Origin of the sequence: Lentzea sp. NPDC092896 (assembly GCF_044754905.1) — a bacterium.
Taxonomy (GTDB): Bacteria; Actinomycetota; Actinomycetes; order Mycobacteriales; family Pseudonocardiaceae; genus Lentzea.
The window spans coordinates 298,474-319,117 of record NZ_JBIVPX010000010.1; the positions used below are offsets into that span (position 1 = coordinate 298,474).

General features: G+C 69.9%; 21 protein-coding genes. 12 read left to right on the forward strand and 9 right to left on the reverse strand.

Annotated elements, in window-relative coordinates:
• Positions 1 to 13: 13 nt before the first annotated feature.
• The 4 genes from ACIQF0_RS38460 to ACIQF0_RS38475 are packed head-to-tail and all read left to right on the forward strand — an operon-like array spanning position 14 to position 3,883.
• Positions 14 to 1,900: a prolyl oligopeptidase family serine peptidase gene (locus ACIQF0_RS38460; protein WP_401038288.1), complete on the forward strand. Its 1,887-nt coding sequence runs from the start codon at positions 14 to 16 to the stop codon at positions 1,898 to 1,900.
• Entirely contained in the window at positions 1,897 to 2,745 is an 849-nt protein-coding gene (locus tag ACIQF0_RS38465) for an LD-carboxypeptidase (RefSeq protein WP_401038290.1), read from the forward strand. The genes ACIQF0_RS38460 and ACIQF0_RS38465 overlap by 4 nt, the downstream gene beginning before the upstream one ends.
• A 60-nt stretch (positions 2,746 to 2,805) precedes the next feature.
• On the forward strand, positions 2,806 to 3,519 hold the full coding sequence (locus ACIQF0_RS38470) for a poly-gamma-glutamate hydrolase family protein (RefSeq protein WP_360036387.1): 714 nt from the start codon (positions 2,806 to 2,808) through the stop codon (positions 3,517 to 3,519).
• A gap of 10 nt (positions 3,520 to 3,529) precedes the next feature.
• Positions 3,530 to 3,883, forward strand: coding sequence for a VOC family protein (locus ACIQF0_RS38475; protein ID WP_401038293.1), 354 nt, complete (start codon positions 3,530 to 3,532; stop codon positions 3,881 to 3,883).
• Here the strand turns inward: ACIQF0_RS38475 and ACIQF0_RS38480 are convergent.
• Genes ACIQF0_RS38480 through ACIQF0_RS38495 form a run of 4 tightly spaced genes read right to left on the reverse strand, consistent with a single transcriptional unit; the run spans position 3,880 to position 7,259 of the window.
• The gene (locus ACIQF0_RS38480) at positions 3,880 to 4,386 is read right to left on the reverse strand and encodes a GNAT family N-acetyltransferase (protein WP_401038296.1); all 507 of its coding nucleotides are present in this window, start codon (positions 4,384 to 4,386) and stop codon (positions 3,880 to 3,882) included. The two genes, ACIQF0_RS38475 and ACIQF0_RS38480, sit on opposite strands and share 4 nt — an antisense overlap.
• A 4-nt stretch (positions 4,387 to 4,390) precedes the next feature.
• The gene (locus tag ACIQF0_RS38485; protein WP_401038299.1) at positions 4,391 to 5,602 is read right to left on the reverse strand and encodes an acyl-CoA dehydrogenase family protein; all 1,212 of its coding nucleotides are present in this window, start codon (positions 5,600 to 5,602) and stop codon (positions 4,391 to 4,393) included.
• Positions 5,602 to 6,606, reverse strand: coding sequence for a phosphotransferase family protein (locus tag ACIQF0_RS38490; protein WP_401038301.1), 1,005 nt, complete (start codon positions 6,604 to 6,606; stop codon positions 5,602 to 5,604). The genes ACIQF0_RS38485 and ACIQF0_RS38490 overlap by 1 nt, the downstream gene beginning before the upstream one ends.
• A complete protein-coding gene (locus tag ACIQF0_RS38495) occupies positions 6,603 to 7,259 on the reverse strand; it encodes an HAD family hydrolase (RefSeq protein WP_401038303.1) in 657 nt (218 codons plus the stop codon). The genes ACIQF0_RS38490 and ACIQF0_RS38495 overlap by 4 nt, the downstream gene beginning before the upstream one ends.
• Positions 7,260 to 7,397: 138 nt before the next feature.
• Between ACIQF0_RS38495 and ACIQF0_RS38500 the strand changes: the two genes are divergently transcribed.
• From ACIQF0_RS38500 to ACIQF0_RS38510, 3 genes are read left to right on the forward strand one after another with little or no spacing between them, the layout of a single operon-like run.
• The gene (locus ACIQF0_RS38500; RefSeq protein ID WP_401038304.1) at positions 7,398 to 8,891 is read left to right on the forward strand and encodes a carboxylesterase/lipase family protein; all 1,494 of its coding nucleotides are present in this window, start codon (positions 7,398 to 7,400) and stop codon (positions 8,889 to 8,891) included.
• A complete protein-coding gene (locus tag ACIQF0_RS38505) occupies positions 8,867 to 10,375 on the forward strand; it encodes a carboxylesterase/lipase family protein (RefSeq protein ID WP_401038306.1) in 1,509 nt (502 codons plus the stop codon). Before ACIQF0_RS38500 ends, ACIQF0_RS38505 begins: the two co-directional genes overlap by 25 nt.
• Positions 10,376 to 10,378: 3 nt before the next feature.
• Positions 10,379 to 11,593 carry an MFS transporter gene (locus ACIQF0_RS38510; RefSeq protein ID WP_401038309.1) on the forward strand — a complete coding sequence of 405 codons (1,215 nt, stop codon included), beginning with the start codon at positions 10,379 to 10,381 and terminating at the stop codon, positions 11,591 to 11,593.
• 54 nt (positions 11,594 to 11,647) lie between these two features.
• Here the strand turns inward: ACIQF0_RS38510 and ACIQF0_RS38515 are convergent, their stop codons facing one another.
• Complete coding sequence (locus ACIQF0_RS38515) at positions 11,648 to 11,803, reverse strand: hypothetical protein (protein ID WP_360036365.1); 156 nt, start codon at positions 11,801 to 11,803, stop codon at positions 11,648 to 11,650.
• A 201-nt stretch (positions 11,804 to 12,004) separates the two neighbouring features.
• Between ACIQF0_RS38515 and ACIQF0_RS38520 the strand changes: the two genes are divergently transcribed.
• Positions 12,005 to 13,210, forward strand: coding sequence for a diguanylate cyclase (locus tag ACIQF0_RS38520; RefSeq protein WP_401038312.1), 1,206 nt, complete (start codon positions 12,005 to 12,007; stop codon positions 13,208 to 13,210).
• A 161-nt stretch (positions 13,211 to 13,371) separates the two neighbouring features.
• On the opposite strand, the gene ACIQF0_RS38525 is transcribed toward ACIQF0_RS38520, so the two are convergent.
• The gene (locus ACIQF0_RS38525) at positions 13,372 to 14,214 is read right to left on the reverse strand and encodes an alpha/beta fold hydrolase (protein WP_401038315.1); all 843 of its coding nucleotides are present in this window, start codon (positions 14,212 to 14,214) and stop codon (positions 13,372 to 13,374) included.
• A 10-nt stretch (positions 14,215 to 14,224) separates the two neighbouring features.
• Here ACIQF0_RS38525 and ACIQF0_RS38530 point away from each other — a divergent pair, with 10 nt between their 5' ends.
• Complete coding sequence (locus ACIQF0_RS38530; protein ID WP_401038583.1) at positions 14,225 to 14,689, forward strand: PPOX class F420-dependent oxidoreductase; 465 nt, start codon at positions 14,225 to 14,227, stop codon at positions 14,687 to 14,689.
• A gap of 15 nt (positions 14,690 to 14,704) precedes the next feature.
• Positions 14,705 to 15,094: a hypothetical protein gene (locus tag ACIQF0_RS38535; RefSeq protein ID WP_401038318.1), complete on the forward strand. Its 390-nt coding sequence runs from the start codon at positions 14,705 to 14,707 to the stop codon at positions 15,092 to 15,094.
• Here ACIQF0_RS38535 and ACIQF0_RS38540 read toward each other — a convergent pair.
• The 3 genes from ACIQF0_RS38540 to ACIQF0_RS38550 form a co-directional block, all read right to left on the reverse strand.
• Positions 15,087 to 15,725: a VOC family protein gene (locus ACIQF0_RS38540; RefSeq protein WP_401038320.1), complete on the reverse strand. Its 639-nt coding sequence runs from the start codon at positions 15,723 to 15,725 to the stop codon at positions 15,087 to 15,089. The two genes, ACIQF0_RS38535 and ACIQF0_RS38540, sit on opposite strands and share 8 nt — an antisense overlap.
• A 21-nt stretch (positions 15,726 to 15,746) precedes the next feature.
• On the reverse strand, positions 15,747 to 17,747 hold the full coding sequence (locus ACIQF0_RS38545; RefSeq protein ID WP_360036348.1) for an EAL domain-containing protein: 2,001 nt from the start codon (positions 17,745 to 17,747) through the stop codon (positions 15,747 to 15,749).
• Between the two features lie 72 nt (positions 17,748 to 17,819).
• Positions 17,820 to 18,161, reverse strand: a complete 342-nt coding sequence (locus tag ACIQF0_RS38550; protein ID WP_030475304.1) for a hypothetical protein — start codon at positions 18,159 to 18,161, stop codon at positions 17,820 to 17,822.
• Positions 18,162 to 18,413: 252 nt separating this feature from the next.
• Here ACIQF0_RS38550 and ACIQF0_RS38555 point away from each other — a divergent pair, with 252 nt between their 5' ends.
• Together ACIQF0_RS38555 and ACIQF0_RS38560 are read left to right on the forward strand one after the other, a co-directional pair.
• A complete protein-coding gene (locus ACIQF0_RS38555; protein ID WP_401038323.1) occupies positions 18,414 to 19,175 on the forward strand; it encodes a glycerophosphodiester phosphodiesterase in 762 nt (253 codons plus the stop codon).
• A gap of 54 nt (positions 19,176 to 19,229) precedes the next feature.
• A complete protein-coding gene (locus ACIQF0_RS38560; RefSeq protein WP_401038325.1) occupies positions 19,230 to 20,642 on the forward strand; it encodes an MFS transporter in 1,413 nt (470 codons plus the stop codon).
• Positions 20,643 to 20,644: the final 2 nt, after the last annotated feature.

Below are 20,644 nucleotides of genomic sequence, written 5' to 3' on the forward strand. Positions count from 1 at the left end.
ATAGGGTCGGGTTGTGGTGAAGATCGCTTCGTACGGGACCTGGACCTCGCCGATCACGGCCGGCGACACCTCCAAACCGGGGGGTGGGTTCCAGTGGGCCGACCTGCACGGTGAGCAGGTGTGGTGGGCGGAGAGCCGAGCGGCTCAGGGCGGCAGAGTGGCGCTGGTGCGCGATGGCGCCGAGGTGCTGCCCGCGCCGTGGAACGCCCGCAACCGGGTGCACGAGTACGGCGGCAGGCCGTTCGTGGTGCTCGAGCAGGACAGGGTGGCGTTCACGCACTGGAACGACCAGCGCGTGTACGTGTTCAACCCCGACGCTCCCGAGCCCACGCCGCTGACGCCCGAGCCGGAACGGCATCAGGGCGTGCGGTACTCGGATCTGTCGGCGGGCCCGGACGGCGAGGTGTGGTGCGTGCGGGAGTCCGTCACGGGCGACGCGCGCACCGACGTGCGCCGCGACCTGGTGGCGATCACCCGCTCAGGTGAGATCCGGGTTCTGGGTGCCTCGCACCACTTCATGACCGGACCGAAGATCAGCCCGGACGGCACGAGGTTCGCCTGGATCGGCTGGGACCACCCGCTGATGCCGTGGGACGGCGCCGAACTCTGCGTCGCCGAGATCGGGTCCTCCGAGCACCAGGTCGTGGCCGGGTCGCGGACCGAGGCGGTGTGCCAGTTCGAGTGGGAGGGCGACTCCCTGCTGGCGCTGACCGACCCGGACGGCTGGTGGAACCTGTTCCGCGTCTCCCCCGACGGCACGCGCAAGAACCTGGCGCCGTGCGAGGAGGAGCTGGGCGGTCCGATGTGGAGGCTGGGCAACCGCTGGTTCGCCACGCTGTCGCCGGGCCGGTACCTGGTGGTGCGGTCGGGGCATCTGGCGGTGCTCGACGAACGTTCCGCGACGGTGACCGACGTGCAGACCGATCTGCCGACGTGGGCCGCGGACCTGTCGGTGCGCGACGGCGTGGTGATCTGCGGCGCGGCCGGGCCGACGTCGGACTACGCCGTGGTGCGCCTGGACCTGTCCAACGGCGAGCTGTCGTACCTGACCGGCGGCGAGCAGTCGCCGGAGTCGGCGTACCTGCCGGTGCCGGTGGAGCGGATGTTCGGCGAGATCCCCGCGTACGTGTACGCGCCGTCGAACCCGGACTTCGCCGGTCCTGAGGGTGAGTTGCCGCCGTACGTGGTGCACGTGCACGGCGGGCCCACGGGGCGTGCGTTGCCGAAGCTCGACACGGACATCGCGTACTTCACCAGCCGCGGTATCGGTGTGGTGGCGGTGAACTACGGCGGCTCCACCGGCTACGGGCGGGCGTTTCGGGAGCGGCTGCGCGAGCAGTGGGGTGTCGTGGACGTGGAGGACTGCGCGTTCGTGGCCCAGGAGCTCGCGAAGGAGGGCACGGCGGATCCGCAGCGTCTCGGGATCCGGGGTGGTTCGGCGGGTGGCTGGACCTCGGCGGCGTCGCTGACCTCGACCGGCGTGTACCGGTGCGGCATGGTGGCGTTCCCGATCCTGGACCTGGCCGGCTGGACGTCGGAGGGCGGCGAGACGCACGACTTCGAGTCGCGCTACGTCGAGGGCCTGGTCGGCACGCTGCCGGAGGCCGCTGACCGCTATCGGGACCGTTCGCCGTCGACGAAGGCGCGGTCGGTGTCGGGGCCGGTGCTGTTGTTGCAGGGCCTGGAGGACGAGATCTGCCCGCCGGAGCAGGCGGACCGGTTCGCCGCGGATCTGGCCGGGTCGGGGATCCCGCACGCGTACATCACGTTCGAGGGCGAGCAGCACGGGTTCCGGATGGCCGAGAACATCAAGACGGCGCTGGAGGCGGAGCTGTCGTTCTACGGGCAGGCGTTCGGGTTCGTCCCGCCCGGTGTGCCGGTGCTGGAACTCTCGGAGTGAGTCTGCTCTCCGCCGGGGATCGGGTCGCGCTGGTGTCCCCGGCCGGCCCGGCCCTGGCTTCGAAGATCGACGCGGGCGTGGACGTGCTGCGGTCGTGGGGGCTGCGGGTCACGGCGCCGGTGGTGCGGCCGTGGTCGTTGCCGTATCTGGCCGGGTCGGACGAGGCGCGGGCGGCGGAGTTCGTGTCGGCGTGGCGTTCGGACGTGTCGGCGGTGTTCTGCGTGCGCGGCGGGTACGGGTGTCTGCGGATGACGGACCTCGTGCCGTGGAAGGACTTGCCGCCTCGGGTGTTCGTGGGCTCGTCGGACGTGACGGTGCTGCACGCCGAGTTGAACGCGGTCGGTCAGCCGACGGTGTTCGGGCCGATGCCGGGTACCGCGGATTTCGTCGGCGATCCGCTGGCGCAGTCACGGCTGCGTGCGCTGCTGTTCGAGGGCACAGGGTCGTGGACGATGGGGACGCCTGTGGTGCCGGGTACGGCGCGTGGGGTGCTCACGGGCGGGAACGCGGCGTTGCTGGCGGCGTCGGTGGGCGGGCCCCGCTGGGAGCCGCCTGCCGCGGGGGCGATCGCGTTGCTGGAGGACATCGGCGAGGAGGCGTATCGGCTGGACCGGATCCTGACGCAGTTGCTGCGGGCGGGCTGGTTCGAGCCGGTGTCGGGGATCGTGCTGGGGTCGTGGACGGACTGCGGTGACGTCTCGGCGGTGCTGGCGGACCGGCTGTCGGGTCTGGGGGTGCCGATCCTGGGTGACGCCGGGTTCGGGCACTGTCCGGGCTCGTGGTCGTTGCCGCTGGGTGTGCGGGCGGAGCTCGACGCGGGCGCGGGGACGTTGACGCTGGTGTGAGCGCGGGTCACCCGGTGGGCGGCGGCCGTCCGGGTGACGCCGGGTAGGCTTCCCGCCGCCATGAGACCCCAGCCTCAGTGGGCGGCGTTAGACGTCTACGCGTCCAACTCCGACCTCTACGCCGATCCCCGACTGGTGGAACGGGTGGACTACCGGCGTCGCTTCAAGCGGCACCGGCCCCGTACGCAGTCGGTCGTCCTCGCCCCGCACGGCGGCGGTATCGAGGTCGGAACGTCCGAGTTGTGCCTCGCGATCGCGGGTTTGCACCCCGGTACCCGCGTGCCGATCGGCCAGACCCACGACTACTGGATGTTCGAGGGCCTGCGCACGGCCTCGAACGACGAGCTGCACGTGACGTCGTCCAACTGCGACGACCGTGTGGCCCGCACGCTGGTGTCGGGGGCCTCGCACGCGTTGGGCCTGCACGGTTGCACGGCGGCCGCGGCGGGTCTGGAGGATCACGACCGGGCGGTGCTGGTCGGCGGGCGGGACGCGTTGCTGCGGCTGGAGCTGCTGACGCGGCTGCGGCGGGCGGGGTTCCACACGATCGACGCGGTGGACCACCCGATCCTGGGCGGCTTCGACCGGGCGAACATCGCGAACCGCACCCGTTCGCGCCAAGGCGCGCAGCTGGAGCTGACGACTCCCCTGCGCACGGCGATGTTCGAGGAGAACTCGCGGTCGGACCGGCGGCACACGACGACCGAGGTGTTCTGGGACTTCGTGCACGCCTGCCGTGCTGCTGTGGCGGCGCGTGAGGCCCTCAACAACTAGCGTCGACGCCGTGCGCCTCACGTCGGTCACGGTCGGTACGTCACAGCCTCGCGAGCTCGCCGGGTTCTACGCCCGGCTGCTCGGCGCCTCGGTGGGGGCGGTGGAGGACGACTGGGCTCAGGTGCGGGTGCCGGGCGGGCTGACGCTGAACTTCGAGTTCGAGGCGTGTTTCCGCAGGCCGGTGTGGCCGAGCGTGGACGGTGCGCAGACGGCGTCGCAGCACCTGGACATCGAGGTCGACGACCTGGGCTCGGCGGTCGAGCACGCGCTGGCGTGCGGGGCGGTGCTCGCGCAGGTGCAGCCTCAGGAGGACGTGCGGGTGCTGATCGATCCGGACGGGCACCCGTTCTGCCTGTTCCTTTAGACGCGCACGGCGAGCACGCGGCCGGGCCACGTGCCGTCACGGGCGGTGAAGGCGGACACCGAGGTGAAGCCCTGCTGCTCGTAGTAGGCGACGAGACGGTGGTCCTCGCTGTCGTAGCAGTCGACGCGCAGCAGGCCGACCCCGGCGGCACGGGCTTCGGCGCGGGCGTGGGCCAGCAGTGCAGCGCCGACGCCGTTGCCGGCAAACGCGCGTGCGGTGACCAGCAGGGTCACGTAGTGCTCGGGTTCGTCGGCGGGCGGCACGTAGTCCGGTGGCGTGGTGGAGCTGATGATCACGCCCGCGGGCTCGTCGTCGATGACGGCGAGCCAGACGGTGCCGGTGGTGGCGAGGCGGGTGAACCTGTCGACGGCGGCCGGGGCACCGGACCAGTGGTCGGTTCCCCACTGTCCGGTGCGGCCCTGCGAGGCGAGCCAGTCCTGCGCGTCGTCGAGCATCTGCATGATCGCCGGTACGTCGGCCGGTCCGCCTCGCGTGACATCCATGCGTCTACAGGTACTTCTTGAGCTCCCGCTTGGCCAGCGACATGCGGTGGACCTCGTCGGGGCCGTCCGCGAGGCGTAGGGTGCGGGTGGCGGCCCAGAGTTCGGCCAGCGGGAAGTCCTGGCTGACGCCGGCGCCGCCGTGGGCCTGGATGGCCTTGTCGAGGACCCATTCGGTCATCGAGGGGGTGCCGATCTTGATGGCCTGGATCTCGGTGTGGGCGCCCTTGTTGCCGACGGTGTCCATCAGCCACGCGGTCTTGAGGACCAGGAGCCTGGCCTGTTCGATGCGGACGCGGGACTCGGCGATCCACTCGTGCACGACGCCCTGGGCGGCGATGGGCTTGCCGAACGCGACGCGCGAGGAGGCGCGGCGGCACATCAGCTCGAGGGCGCGTTCGGCCATGCCGATCAGGCGCATGCAGTGGTGGATGCGGCCGGGGCCCAGGCGGGCCTGGGCGATGGCGAACCCTTCGCCCTCACCGGAGATGAGGTTCGAGGCGGGGACGCGGACGTCGACGAACTCGATCTCGGCGTGGCCGCCGTGGGCGTGGTCGCCGTAGCCGAAGACGTGCATGGCGCGCTTGACGGTGACGCCGGCGGCGTCGCGCGGGACGAGGATCATGGCCTGCTGGCGGTGGCGTTCGGCGTCGGGGTCGGTCTTGCCCATGACGATGAAGATGGCGCAGTTCGGGTTCATCGCGCCCGAGGACCACCACTTGCGGCCGTTGATGACGTAGTCGTCGCCGTCGCGTTCGATGCGGGTGGCGATGTTGGTGGCGTCGGAGGAGGCGACCTCGGGTTCGGTCATGCAGAACGCGGAGCGGATCTCGCCGTCGAGCAGGGGCTGCAGCCACTGCTTCTTCTGCTCGTCGGTGCCGAACATGGACAGCACTTCCATGTTCCCGGTGTCCGGTGCGGCGCAGTTGAGCGCTTCGGGGGCGAGGTGGGGGCTGCGGCCGGTGATCTCGGCGAGCGGCGCGTACTGCAGGTTCGTCAGGCCCGCGCCGTGCTCGGGGTCGGGCAGGAAGAGGTTCCACAGGCCCTGGCGGCGGGCTTCGGCTTTGAGCTCTTCGAGGACGGGCTGGCGTTCCCACGGGTCGGCGGCGTCGTGCAGCTGCTGCTCGAGGACCGCTTCGGCCGGGTAGACGTGCTCGTCCATGAACGTGAGGAGCTTGGTGCGCAGTTCCTCGGTCTTGGCGTCGTAGGCGAAGTCCATTAGAGCTCCTTGTGGGCGGCGGCGAGTCCCTGCCGCACGAGGGGAACGGTGAACGCGCCGAGCTTTTCGAAGCCGGCGCCGACGGTCTTGCCGCTGGCGAAGCGGAAGTGGATGCCTTCGACGATGACGGCGAGCTTGAAGTAGCCGAAGGCGATGTACCAGCCCAGGCCGGAGGTGTCGGTGCCGGTGCGGGCGGTGTAGCGGGCGACGAGCTCGTCGGCGGACAGGAACCCGGGCAGCGAGGTGACGCCGCCGGTGATGGGGTCGTTGTCCGCGCCCAGGCCCGCCCAGTAGACGTAGAGCAGGCCGAGGTCGGCGAGCGGGTCGCCCAGGGTGGCCATCTCCCAGTCCAGGACGGCGCTGATTTCGAGGGGGTCCTGGGTGACGAGCGCGTTGTCGAGGCGGTAGTCGCCGTGGATGATCGCGGCGCGCGGCGAGTCGGGGACGGTGTCGGCGAGCTTGTCGCGCAGTTCCTCGATGCCGGGCAGGTCGCGGCTGCGGGAGGCGTCGAGCTGCTTGCCCCAGCGCTTGACCTGCCGGGCGAGGAAGCCTTCCGGGCGGCCGAAGTCCTGCAGGCCCACGGAGGCGGGGTCGACGGAGTGCAGGTCGGCCAGCACGTCGACGAGGCGCTCGGACAGGGTGCGCGCCTGGTCCGGGGTGATCCACGGGCACTGGGAGCGTTCGCGCAGCGCGGCGCCGGGCATCTCCTGCATGAGGTAGAACGGTGCGCCGATGACGGAGGTGTCCTCGACGAGCTGGTGCGCGCCGGGCACGGGAACGTTCGTGTCGGCGAGCGCGGAGATGACGCGGAACTCGCGGGCCATGTCGTGGGCGGTGGCGAGCACGTGCCCCAGCGGCGGGCGGCGCAGCACCCACGTGCGGGTGCCGTCGCTGACGCGGTAGGTGAGGTTGGAGCGGCCGCCGCGGAACAGCTCGCCGGTCAGCGGGCCCGTGCCCAGGTGTGCGGCCAGTGCCCGCAGGTCGAGTCCGGGAAGGTCGGTCACAGGTTCACTCCGAGGGTGGCGAGGTGGGCGCGGGTGCTCTCAGCGCTCGTGTGGCGGAACGCGTGCATGCCGGCGGACTGGGCGGCTTCGACGTTGATCGGCGCGTCGTCGAAGAACACCGCGCGTCCCGCGTCGACACCGACCTGCTCGAGGGTGTGACGGTAGATGCGCTCGTCGGGTTTGCGCAGGCCGATGCGGCCGCTGATCACGACGGTGTCGAACAGCTCGATCAGCAGGTCCTTCGGGTAGCCCTCGCCCCAGCTGTTGGACAGCAGCGCGGTGTGCAGGCCGGCGGCGCGGGCCTTGCGGACGAGCTCGACCATCGCCGGGTCGGGAGTCGCGCCACCGAACATGCGCCTCAGCAGCCCGTCCTCGGCGATCTTGGCGCCGGTGGTGGTGATCAGCTCGGCGGCCAGCAGCCGTTCGAACTCGGGCACCGTCAGCTCGCCGGTCTCCAGGCGGAACACCGGGTTGTCCGGGAGCGCCTCGCGGCTGAGCCACTCGCGCATGATGCGGCCGTAGACGTCGCGGTCGATGGCCTCGGCGTGCAGCCAGGCGCCGACGAACTCGGGCACGGAGACCGTCAGGACGCCGCCCCAGTCGAAGATCAGCGCGTCGACCAGTGGCTGTTGCGGAAGCGTTGTGTCACCCACGACTCGGAGGGTACCGACCGGTCGGTATGTCGGCAACCGGGGAGCGCGACCGCGACTTTCGGCGGATGGGACAAGTTCTCTTTATGCGGTTTCCGGGCCCCTCGGACCCCGATACGTTCGAGCCCGAAGGGGGTCCACATGGCCAGGATCGCAACGGTGGCTTTGGCCGCCGCGATGACGCTCGCCGTCTGCCAGTTCCCCGCCGCTCAGGCGGACGGCGGACGGATCGTGAAGACCGACAAGGGCGCGGTCGCCGGGACGGTGACCAGCACGTATCGCACGTTCGGCGGCATTCCGTTCGCCGCCGCGCCGGTGGGTGCGAACCGGTGGCGGGATCCGCAGCCTGCCGTGCGGTGGCAGGGGGTGCGGGACGCGACGACACCCGCGCCGATGTGCGCGCAGGGCGCGGGACTGGGACAGCCGCCCTCCCAGACCGAGGACTGCCTCTACCTCAACGTCACCACTCCGGCGGGGAACTCGTCGCGGCCGCGGCCGGTGATGGTGTGGATCCACGGCGGCTCGTTCACCAGCGGCGGCGCGTCCATGTACGACGCGCGGTGGCTCGCGACCAAGAACGACGCCGTGGTCGTCACGGTGAACTACCGGCTCGGGGTGTTCGGGTTCTTCGGCTACCCCGGACTCGCCGGCTCGGGGACGTTCGGGATCGCGGATCAGCAGGCGGCGCTGCGGTGGGTGCAGCGCAACGCCCGTGCGTTCGGCGGTGATTCGCGCAACGTGACGGTGTTCGGGGAGTCGGCGGGCGCGTTGAGCGTGTGTGCGCAGCTGGCCTCACCGCGGGCGGCGGGGTTGTTCGCGAAGGCGATCATCCAGTCGGGGCCGTGCGGGGTCGACGCGCCCTCGCCGACGGAGCCGGGGACGTTCGCGCACCTGTGGAAGCCGCGTGCCGAGGTCGAGCAGTCGGGTGTGGGCACGGTGGGCTGTGCCGACCTCGCGTGTCTGCGGGCGCAGCCGGTCGAGAAGCTGCTGACGGTGCACGACCAGTTCACCTCCCCCGCCTACGACACGGCGGTGCTGCCGATCGACCCGCTCGTGGCGCAACGCACGGGCCGGATGCACCGTGTTCCGACGTTGGTGGGGTCGACGCACGACGAGATGACGTTGTTCACGCCGGAGGCCTTCCCTCAGCCCGTGCCCGAGGCGGCTTACGCAGCGACGCTGGGCGCGTTGTTCGGCGCGGACGCGGACAAGGTCGCGGCCCGGTATCCGGTCAACGGCAACGGCGACGCGCGCGACGAGATCGCCAGGCTGCTGACGGACAAGTCGTGGTCGTGCGAGTCGGCGGTGACGCGCACCCGGCTGGACCGGCACGCGCGGGTGTCGGGGTATGAGTTCGCGGATCAGAACGTGCCGATGTTCTTTCCCGGCATGCCGCCGTTTCCCGGCGGCTACAAGGCGTTCCACGCCTCCGAGCTACCGTTCCTGTTCGACTTCGGGCTGCCGTTGACCGCGGGGCAGCGGGAGTTGTCGGACTACATGATCGCGGCGTGGGGCCGGTTCGCGCGCACCGGTGACCCGGGCTGGCGGGCCGACGTGCAGTCGCTGGTCGCGGGCGCGGTCGGGCCGGCGGACTTCTCGAAGGACCACCAGTGCGAGTTCTGGGGGTCGTTGTGAGGACGATGATGTCGGCGGTCGTGGCCGCCGTGATGGCCTGTGCGGTGGTGGTTCCTGCCGTCGCGGACAGTGGCGCGGTGGTGCGCACGGACAAAGGTGCCGTGCGCGGCAAGGTGACCGAGACCGTGCGGACGTTCGGGAACATCCCGTTCGCTACTCCCCCGGTCGGTGAGAACCGGTGGCGTGATCCGCAGCCTGCCGCGCGATGGCAGGGGGTGCGGGACGCGACGTCGCCCGCGCCGTTCTGCGCGCAGAACTCACAGCTGGGGCAGCCGTCGTCGGAGACAGAGGACTGTCTCTACCTGAACGTGACGACGCCGGCGGGGAACTCGTCGCGGCCGCGGCCGGTCATGGTGTGGATCCACGGCGGCGGGTTCACGTCGGGGGCGGCGTCTATGTACGACGCGACCTGGCTCGCGTCCAGGAACGACGCCGTCGTGGTCACCGTGAACTACCGGCTCGGGGTGTTCGGGTTCTTCGGCCATCCGGGGCTGGCCAGGTCGGGTGCGTTCGGGCTGGCCGATCAGCAAGCGGCACTGCGGTGGGTGCAGCGCAACGCCCGTGCGTTCGGCGGGGACGCACGCAACGTCACGGTGTTCGGCGAGTCCGCGGGTGGACTGAGCGTGTGTGCGCAGCTGGCGTCGCCACGGGCGGCAGGGTTGTTCGCGAAGGCGATCATCCAGTCGGGGCCGTGCGGGCTGAACCTGCCGTCGTTCACGGCCCCAGGTGAGTTCACCGGCGTGTGGCGCTCCCGTGCCGACACGGAGAAGGCGGGCCTCGGGGTGCTCGGGTGCGCGGACGTGGCGTGCCTGCGGGCGCAGCCGGTGTCCAAGCTGCTCACGGTGCACGAGCAGTTCGCCTCGCCGTCCTACGACACGGCGGTGCTGCCGATCGACCCGATCGTCGCGCAGCGCACGGGCCGGATGCACCGTGTTCCGACGTTGGTGGGGTCGACGCACGACGAGATGACGTTGTTCGCGCCGTTGTTCTGGCCGCAGCCGCTGCCCGAGACCGCCTACCAGGACCAGCTGGCCTGGTTCTTCGGCCCGAACGCGGACCAGGTCGCGGCCCGGTATCCGGTCAACGGCAACGGCGACGCGCGCGACGAGATCGCCGAGCTGCTGACCGACAAGGGGTGGGCGTGCCCGTCGCAGACCGCGCGCGGCGAGCTGGGGCGGCGGGCCCGTGTGTCGGGGTACGAGTTCGCCGACCCGGACGTGCCGATGATCTTCCCGGACTTCCCGCCGTTCCCGGAGTACGGGGCCTATCACGGCTCTGAGCTGCTGATGCTGTTCGACATGGGCCAGACGCTGACGCCCGAGCAGCGGAAGGTGTCGGACTACATGATCGCGGCGTGGGGCCGGTTCGCGCGCACCGGTGATCCGGGCTGGCGGGCCGACGTGCAGTCGCTGGCTCCCGGAGCGATCGGCGGCACCGATTTCGCCCTGGATCACCAGTGCGGGTTCTGGTCGTCCATTCTGTAGCTCATGCCCGGTTACCGCGGACTCGCCCGCGATCGCGAGTTCCGCGCCCTGTTCGTGGCGCACGTGGTGTCGGTGGCCGGTGACCAGTTCGCCAGGGTCGCGCTGACGGTGCACGTCTACGACCGCACCGCCAGCGCGGGCCTCACGGCGCTGACCTACGCGTTGACGTTCCTGCCGGACCTGCTCGGCGGGCCTCTGCTCTCGGGGCTCGCCGACCGGTTCGCCCGCCGCACCGTCATGGTGGCCGCGGATCTCGTGCGCGCGGCCCTGTTGTTGCTGATGGCGGTGCCGGGGCTGCCGTTGTGGGTGCTGGCGGCGCTGCTGGTGACGGTGCAGCTCGCGGGCGCGCCCCACGGGGCGGCGCGGGCGGCGTTGCTGCCCAGCATCCTGCCCGACGAACGGTATCCGCTGGCCCAGGCCGTGCTGAGCACCGTCACGCAGGCCGCGCAGGTGGCCGGGTTCCTCGGCGGCGGCGTGCTCGTGGCCTCGCTCGGGCCGGGGCCGGTGCTGCTCGCGGACGGGGTGACGTTCGCCGTGTCGGCGCTGCTGGTGGGGGTGTTCCTGCTCGACCGGCCAGCGCCGGGCCATCCGCACGTGCGGGCGTGGCCCGCGGACCTGCTCGGTGGCGCGCGGCTGGTGTGGGGTGACCGGCGGCTGCGGGCGCTGGTCGCGCTCGCCTGCGTGTCCGGGTTCTACATTCCCGCCGAGGCGCTCGCCGCGCCGCTGGCCTCCCAGCTGGGGGCGGGTCCGGCGGCGGTGGGGGCGATCTTCGGCGTGGTGTCGGCCGGGACCGCGCTGGGCATGGTGGTGCTCGCGCGCGTACCGGCCGGGCGTGGGCTGCGGTGGATGCCGGTGCTGTCGGTCGTGTCGTGCGCGGTGCTGCTGCCGATGGCGTTGTCTCCGGGTCTGGTGTGGACGTTGGTGCTGCTCGGACTCTCGGGCGCGGCCAGCGGGTATCAACTGCTCGCCAACGCGACGTTCGTGCGCTCGGTGCCCGACGCGACGCGCGGCCAGGCGTTCGGCCTGGCCGTCACGGCGCTGCGGGTGTCGCAGGGGCTGGGGATCGCGGCGGCGGGGGCGGCGGCCCACTGGTGGCGGGTACCGCACGTCATCGCGGCCATCGCGGGTCTGGGGGTGCTGGCCGCGGCCGGCGCGGCGTGGGAGTGGAAGCAGGCCTTCACGCAGGCCGGACACGCACAACCACAAACGTCACCGTGACGGTGGAGGGTGCCGGCGGGGCACCCTCCACCGTCACCACGGTTCACACAAGGCTCAGACGGTCCAGTCGGTCGACGCGAACGTCCAGTCCGTCGACGCCATGAACGTCCAGTCGGTCGAACCGGAGCTGAAGGTCCAGTCCGTCGACTTCGCGAAGGTCCAGTCAGTGGAGGTGAAAGTCCAGTCGGTGGACAGCGCGCGGTTCATCATGACCGTCTCCTTGTGGGAATGCGGGGTGTGCAATGAGGGGTGAAAACACGAGGACTACTCGGGGTGAGGTCCCCCACATGGAGCCACGACTTCGCGTGACCCGGTAGCTACAGTGGTTTGTTCCTGATGGTTTTCGGTGGGGGTGGCAGCGTGCCTAGGCTCGACCCGCGCCGGTGGAAGTTATGGTCCCTTCCTCCTGTCGTGCTGACCTACGTCGTGACGATTGCCGTGCTCGCGGCACTCGTCACGCTCGCGACCGCACGGCTTACCCCTGTCGAGGTGCGCCACTGGGCCTGGTTCGCGGCCCTCACCGCGGCAGCGCTCATTCATCTGGAAGCGGCGCGCGGAATCGAACGCATCCGCGAAATCTCCTCTGAGGGGGTCCCTCACGCGCAGATGCAATCGGTGTGGCAATTCGCGGGCGTGCTCGTTCTCCCGATGCCACTGGTCGTCCTGATGGTCGTGACCATCTACCTGCACGCGTGGCTGCGGGTGTACGAGCGCCGGGCCGTTCTCTACCGGAAACTGTTCTCCGCGGCCACTGTCGTACTTGGCTGTGCCGCAGCGCAATGGGTCCTGGCCATGTTCTCCGCCTCAACCCCGTCCGATCTGGACGGACCACGCGGCCTCATAGCACTCGTGATCGCGGGATTCCTCTACTGGTTCGTCAACTACGCCCTGGTCGTGGGCGCGATCATCATGACCAACCGCGAGAACCCGCTCAAGACCGCGCTCGGCCACGCCTCCGACGTCCTCATCGTGACCGCCTCGGTCGGCCTCGGCTCCGGCATCGCCATCATCGCCACCGCCCGCCCGTGGCTCTCACCGATCCTGCTGCTCACCGTCCTGGCCCTGCACATGGGCCTGCTGCTGCCGCAGTTCCGCGTCGCCGCCCGCACCGACAGCAAGACCGGCCTGGTCGACGCCACCTTCTGGCACGACGTCGCCGAACGCGAGATCGCCCGCGCCCGCCGCCTGGTCTCCACCGTCGGCGTGCTGATACTGGACCTCGACCACTTCAAGCAGATCAACGACACCTACGGCCACCTCGCCGGCGACCGGGTGCTGCGCGCCGTCGCCGACGCCCTCAAACACGCCGTCCGCTCCTACGACCTCGTCGGCCGCTTCGGCGGCGAGGAGTTCGCGGTCCTGCTGCCCGGCGTCGGCACCACCGAGGTCCGCGCCACCGCCGAACGCATCCGCTTCGACATCGCCCGCCTCGAGGTCGAGGTCATCGACCGCCTCGGCAACACCCGCGTCATCACCGGCCTCACCGGCTCCGTCGGCGCCGCGGTGTTCCCCGACATCGCCACCGAGCTCAGCCCACTGCTGCTGGCCGCCGACGAGGCCCTTTACCAGGCCAAGAACAACGGCCGCGACCGCGTCGCCACCGCCGCCGCCCGCTAGCCCGCCGCAGAAACGATCTTTCCGCGCGAACATCGCGAACCTGCCCGGCACGACGGCCGGCTGCGCCCGGATCGGAGCCGGCCACGACTGCTGACCGTCCTGTACCGGTTCGCCGCGGAAGGAACGGTGTCCGCCGCGCGAGTCCTTCCTGACAACCCGAGCTAGCCCGCCAGGAACTCCTCGATCCGCGACGACACCGTCGCAGGGTCCTCCACCCACGGGTAGTGCCCCACACCCTCGTGCACGAACAGCGTCGCGTCCGGGAACAACGCCGCCAGCTCCACGCAGCGCCGCACCGGCGAGATCGGATCCACCTCGCACGCGTACACCAGCACCGGATGCCCGAAGTCCGCGATCGCCCGCCGCAGCACACCCGGCACGAACGCGCCCTCGGCGTTGTAGCCCAGCGCGACCTCGTACTTCCACTGACCCAGCTCCGCGTCCGCGTGCGCCTGGGTCCGCTCGTCCCACCGCGCGTACAGCAACGGCGACGCCGCCACCCGGTTGCGCACCGAGTCGTCACCGGCCGCGTTGCGCTCCAGAGCCGCCGTCGCCACCTCGAACCACGGCTGATCGGCACGGGTGGCCAGGAACGTGTCCCAGTCGCTCTGCTCCGGCGACAACCCGACACTGCGCAACGCCGGCGTGAGCAGCACGAGCTTCCCGACCCGGTCCGGACAATCCGCCGCATACCCCATCGCGATCCCGGCACCCGCGGAGTGACCCAGCACGTCGATCACGTCCAGGCCCAGGTGACGGCGCAGCATCTCCACGTCCCGCACCAGCATGTCGCGCCGGTAGGTGAACGGATCCGCCGGCTCGTCCGAGGAGCCCGTGCCCCGGTTGTCCAGCACGACCAACCGCCGCGACGCGTCCAGCCCGCCCAGCGTCTCCAGGTACTCCGACGCCCGCCCGGGACCACCCGCCAGCACCACCAGCGGGACGCCGTCCCCTGCTTCTCGATAGGCGAGTTCGGTGCCGTCGAACGAGGTGAAGCGTGCCATGCTGCACATCATGCCGAAGATCGCCACGGCCGACCTCGTCGACCGGCCGCAGCTGCTCGAGTTCCTCGCAACCCGCCACCACGGCGTCCTCATCACCCGCCGCAGCAGCACCGACGGCGTGCAGGTCTCCCCCGTCTCCTGCGGCGTCGACGCGCAGGGCCGCATCGTCGTCGCGACCTACCCGCAACGCGCCAAGGTCCGCAACGCCCGCCGCAACCCCCACGTCACCATGTGCGTGCTCTCCGACGACTGGAACGACGCCTACGTCCAGATCGACGGCACCGCCGAAGTCCTCGACCTGCCCGAAGCGCTGGAGGACTTCGTCGAGTACTACCGCTGTATCGCCGGCGAGCACCCCGACTGGGACGAGTACCGCGCCGCCATGCTCCGCCAGGGCAAGTCCCTCATCCGCATCACCATCGACAGCTGGGGCCCCATCGCCACCGGCGGCTTCCCACCCGAACTGGACGCCTGACCCGTGAAGCTCTGGATGAAGATCGTCCTGTGGGTCTACATCGCCTTCAACCTGCTCCAGGCCGTCGTGCTCACCTTCAACCCCGAACTCACCGACCGCGCCTACCTCGGCGGCGAGATGACACCGACACGCGCGTTCCAGTGGTACTCCGTCGCCGGCTACCACGTCCTCATCATCGCGATCACCATCATCGCCATGGGACTGCGGCGCGCGGCCGACCGGCGCAAGCTCATCGTCCTCAACGCCCTGATGTACCTGTTCTGGGACGCGGGCTCACAACTCGCCTACTGGGGCCGCGAGATCGGCATGGCCACCTCCGACCTGCTGATCAACACCGGCGTCAGCATCGCCACCGGCCTGATCCTGCTCGCCGTCGCCTTCTTCGACCGCGAACCGGCTAGCTAGACCACGTCCCGCCCCAGCCCGCCGGCTTCTCCAGCAACACGCACGGGCCGCCGTGCGGACTCTCGATCGACGCGATCAACCCGGTCGGCACGGTCGTGGGCTCCAAGAGCACACGACCGTCCAACTCGGACACCTTCGCGCACGCCGCCGCGACATCGTCCACGGCGAAGTACGTCTGCCAGCCCTGCGCACGCGTGGTCGTGAGCCTGCCCGCCACCGACCGCGGATCACCATGCCGCGCCGACGTGAACAACACGAAGTCCTCCGTCGCCGGACTGACCTCCCAGCCCAGCGACCCGGTCCAGAACTCGTCGTCCGGCGCCTCGACCATCAACTCGACCCAGCACGGCTCACCGTGCCGGGGAGGCGGCGCCCACGGACCGTGCAACACCCGGCCGGAGTCCACAGAGGAGTTCCCGATCAGATCACGCGGCTCGTCACCACCGAAGAACACCCGCCAACCCTGGTCCCCCGCAACGACCTGAGCCGCGAGCCGATCACCCACCCAGCCCGAGAACGACCCACCGGGCTCCGCGATCACCGTCCACCCGAGAACACCGGCGAAGAAATCCACCGACGACTCAGGCTCGGCAACGCTCAACTCAAGACGACGAAGACCACAAGACGACACGGAAATCCCATCGGGCGCGGATCAGGAGCGCGCCCCATCCTCTGCTCCGACCACCTGAGACGACAATGCGCCATTCGGCGGCATGCGCTCCGCACTCACCACGTCACGCAGCGGGATCGGCTTGCCGAGGTGGAAACCCTGCCCCACCCGCACACCCAGCCGCTTCAACGCCTCCACCTGAGACGGACGCTCCACCCACTCCGCGACCGCCGACAACCCCAGCCCGTTCGCGATCTGCACGATCCCCGACACCAGCACCGCGTCGGCGTCGTTGGTCTCGATGCCCTTCACGAACTCGCCGTCGATCTTGATACCCGTGATCGGCAGGTGCTTGAGGTGCACGAACGACCCGAACCCCGAACCGAAGTCGTCCAGGGTGATCCGGCAGCCGAAACTGCGCAGCTGCGTCGCCAGCGTGACCGCGGCGTCGAGGTTGGTGACGGCCGCCGTCTCCGTGATCTCCAGACCCAACCGGCCCGGCGCCACTCCAGCCGAACCCAGCTTGTCCAGCACGAAGTTCCCGAAGTCAGGGTCTTCGAGAGTCCGGCCCGAGACGTTGACGTTGAACCGCAACCGCGGATCCGGCTGCGCCACCAACGCGTCGATCGCCGTCGTCAACACCCACCGGTCCACCTCGAGGATCAGGTTCGACCGCTCCGCCACCGGCAGGAAGTCCGCCGGCCCGAGGTAGGGCTCCTGCTGGTCCTCCAGGCGCAACAACAACTCGTGCCCGAGCACCTGACCCGTCGTCAGCTCCACCATCGGCATGCCGTACAGCGCCAACCCGTTGCCCGCCAACGCCGCCCGCAACCGGTCCAGCACACTGACCCGCTTCACCGTGTCCGCGTAGTGGTTCGGCTCGTACACCGTCACCCGGTCCCGGCCCGCCGCCTTCGACGCGTACAACGCCAGATCCGCGTTCGCCAGCACCAGCTCCCACGAGTCACCAGGACCGAACTCCGCCAGCCCCGTGCTCACCGTGATCCGCGCCGGAGTCCCGATCCCCGCCAGCGGAAAACCCGCCACCGCGTCCCGCAACCCGTCCGCCACCTCGGACGCGTCCTTCGGCGACGCCCCCGGCAACACCACCGCGAACTCGTCACCACCCAGACGAGCGATCAACCTGTCACCCAAACGGGACTGCAACGCCGACGCCAGCATCCGCATCACCCGGTCACCCACCGCATGACCACGCAGATCGTTGACGTCCTTGAAGTTGTCCAGATCCAGCACCAGAAGCGCACCCGAACCGTTGTTCGCCAGCTCCTGCTCCAGCGCACGCGTCAACGCCCTGCGATTCGGCAGACCCGTCAACGGATCCTGCTCCGCCATCCTCACGAGCTCGTCGTGCACCCGCGACGACTGCGTCACGTCGTGCGCCGTACCCAAAGCCCGCAACGGCGTGCCGTCATCACCGACGACAACCTCACCGAAGCACTCGAACACCCGCTCCTTGCCGTCCGGCCGCAACATCCGATGCGTGTACGTGAACACCGAACCCGTCTTCAGCGCCGCGTCCAGCGTCTCCTCGATCATCGGAAGATCGTCCGGATGCACCAGCTGCGAATAAAGCTCGAAGTCGAACGCCGTCCCCGCCGAGAACCCGAACATCTCCAGCAGGGTGTCCGACCAGATCACCCGATCCTCGCGGATCGACCACTCCCACGTCCCCATCCGCCCCAGAGCCTGAGCCCGGCGCAACGCGTCCGCCTCCTGCGTCACCGTCAACTCACGATCACGCCACGCCGACACGTCCACGACCTCGTACATCAGATCGTCACCCAGCCGAGAGCACCGCACCTCGAGCCACTTCGGACCCGGTACCAGCACCTCACGAGCGGGAGCGGGCACCTCGGGCACCCCGGGGAGCAACGCGGGCAACGACCGGCCGTACGCCTGCTCGACCGGAACCCCCAGCACAGCACCCAACGCGCGGTTGCACCACAACAGGTTCCCGCGCGAATCCGTCACGGCATAGCCGACACCCGCTCGGTCCAGCACCGTGCGGCAGTAGGAGGTCACGCGCGTCATGATCGTCCGATCACCGGACGTAAGCAACCCGCTACGCCGGTCAGTTCGCTGTTGTACGAACGGCTATCGCAGCCGCTCCAAACCCTTCGCCGACTCCACCAGCTCCGCGGCCAGCTTCCTCAGCTCCTCGTTCTCGGCCCCGTCCTGCGCCGCCGTCACCACATCCTCCGCGGCACACCGCAGCTGGAACAACCTGTCCTGCAGATCCGCCAGCTCGGCGGTGCTCAGCACCACCGCGTCCTCCGGCAGACCACCCCGCTGCAACGCCGCCCTGCGCTCGTACGCGCGCTGACGACACGGCTGCGCGCAGTACCTCCGCGGCCGGCCGATCCTCCCACTCCCCGGCAACCGCCTCCCGCACCACGCACAGTGCCTGGGCTCATCCGCCTCCATGGAGCGCTCCATGGCGCGCGACGGTAGCGAATAGCGGTGTGCGCCATCCAGCGACGCGCCAGAAAGCCCGACCTTCGTAGGGAACCGGACACTACCCGGCGGGCCGTTGGTGCCTGCTTTTGGAGGGGTTTGATCAACTTCCGTCGTTCCAACCGACGAAAACCTTGATTTCAGATCACACTGAAGCAATAGAGAAAAAGAAGAAAGGGTGCCGCCACCCACCGTCCACTCGTGAGCCACCGCCGGAAGGCACACTCTTGTCACGTGACACATCCCTACCTCGCAGGCCCGCGCCCCCGCGCCTTCGCCCACCGCGGCTGGCACGTCGACGACCTCACCGGCATGGAGAACTCCCTGAGCTCCTTCCGCCGGGCCGTGCAGGAGGGCTACCGCTACATCGAGACCGACGTCCACGCCACCTCCGACGGCCACGTCGTCGTCCACCACGACCACACCCTCGACCGCACCACCGACGCCCACGGCATCGTCTCCGACCTGCCCTGGACCGAAGTCCAACACGCCCGCGTCGGCGGCCGCGAACCCATCGCCCGCCTCGCCGACGTCCTCGAAGAACTCCCCGACACCTTCTTCAACATCGACGTCAAGTCCGAGAACGCCGTCGAACCGATCATCACCCTGCTGCGCAAAGCCAAGTCACTGCACCGCGTCTGCCTCGCGAGCTTCTCCGACAACCGCCTCGCCCGCCTGCGCAAGATCGCCGGACCAGAACTCCTCACCTCCATGGGACCCCGCTCCGCCGGCGCACTCTGGGCCGCCGGCCGCATCCCCCTCGCCGGACTCGCCGTCCGCGGCCAGGTCGCCCAGGTCCCCGTCAGCCAGGGACGCCTGCACATCGTCGACCGCAAGTTCGTCCAGGCAGCCCACCGCAGAGCACTCGAAGTGCACGTCTGGACCATCGACGACGAAGCCGACATGCGCGCCCTGCTCGACCTCGGCGTCGACGGACTCGTCACCGACAGGCCCGACGTCCTGCGCCAAGTTCTCCAGTCCCGCAACAGCTGGTAACAGCTTGGACAGCCGATCATCAGCCGCGTCGGCGGACAAGTACAGTCCGCCGACATGAAGGTCAAGGGCGACGACGCCGCCGACGCCAACAACGCCGGGCGCCGCAAGAAAGAACAACGCGGCTGGGTCTGGTACGACGTGGCGAACTCCGTGTTCCCCACGTCCGTGATCACCGTCTTCCTCTCGCTGTACCTCACGAGCATCGCGACCAACGCCGCCAAGGCAGACAGCGCGCTCAACGGGACCAACCCGTGCGCCAACGACAACGCCTTCGACCACTGCGACGTCACGATCCTCGGCCTGCAGTTCCCCTCCGGCTCGCTCTGGGGCTACCTGCTCTCCATCGCCACCGTGGTCCAGGTCCTCGTGCTGCCCGTCATGGGCGCCATCGCCGACCGCACCCAGAACAAGAAGAAGATGCTCGGCTTCTTCGCCTTCACCGGCTCCGCGGCCACCATCGCGCTCGCCACCGTCGAAGGCACCAACTGGAAGCTCGGCGTCGTCTTCTTCATCATCGCCAACATCTGCTACGGCGCCAGCGTCGTCGTCTACTACGCCTTCCTGCCCGAGATCGCGACCCCCGACGAACGCGACGCCGTCTCCAGCCGCGGCTGGGCCTTCGGCTACCTCGGCGGCGGCGTCGCCCTCGCCATCCAGCTCGGCATCACCCTGTCCGCCGACTCCCTCGGCATCACCTCCGGCGACGCCGCACGCATCGCGTTCGTCATCTCCGGCATCTGGTGGGCGGCCTTCACGATCATCCCGCTGCGCGCCCTCACCGAACACCAACGCCCCCACGGCGGCGAGCACGGCGCCTCGGTGATCTCCGCCGGCTTCAAGGAACTCGGCACGACCCTCAGGCAGGCCAAGGCCTTCCCGCTCACGCTCGCGTTCCTCGGCACCTACCTGATCTACACCGACGGCATCGCCACCGTCGCCAACGTCTCCGCCCAGTACGGCAGCGTCGAGCTCAAGTTCGAACAGCAGACGCTGATCACCGTGATCCTCATCGTCCAGTTCGTCGCGTTCGTCGGCGGCGTCCTGCACGGCTTCGTCGCCAAGCGCTTCGGCGCCAAGAAGACGATCCTCGGCTCCCTGATCGTCTGGATCGTCGTGATCACCGCCGCCTTCTTCGTCAAGGCGGGCGACGAAACCTCGTTCTACCTCGTCGCAGCCGGCATCGGCATCGTGCTCGGCGGCACGAACGCCCTGTCCCGCAGCCTGTTCAGCCAGATGGTGCCCCCCGGCCGCGAAGCCCAGTACTTCTCGCTCTACGAGGTCGGCGAACGCTCCACCAGCTGGCTCGGCCCGCTGGTCTTCGCCGGCGTCGGCCAGGCCACCGGCAGCCTGCGGCCCGCCATCCTGGCCCTGATCATCTTCTTCGTCGCCGGGTTCGTCCTGCTGATCTTCGTGCCCGTCCGCCGCGCCATCAAGGCCGTCGGCAACAACGAACCCGCACTCGTCTGACG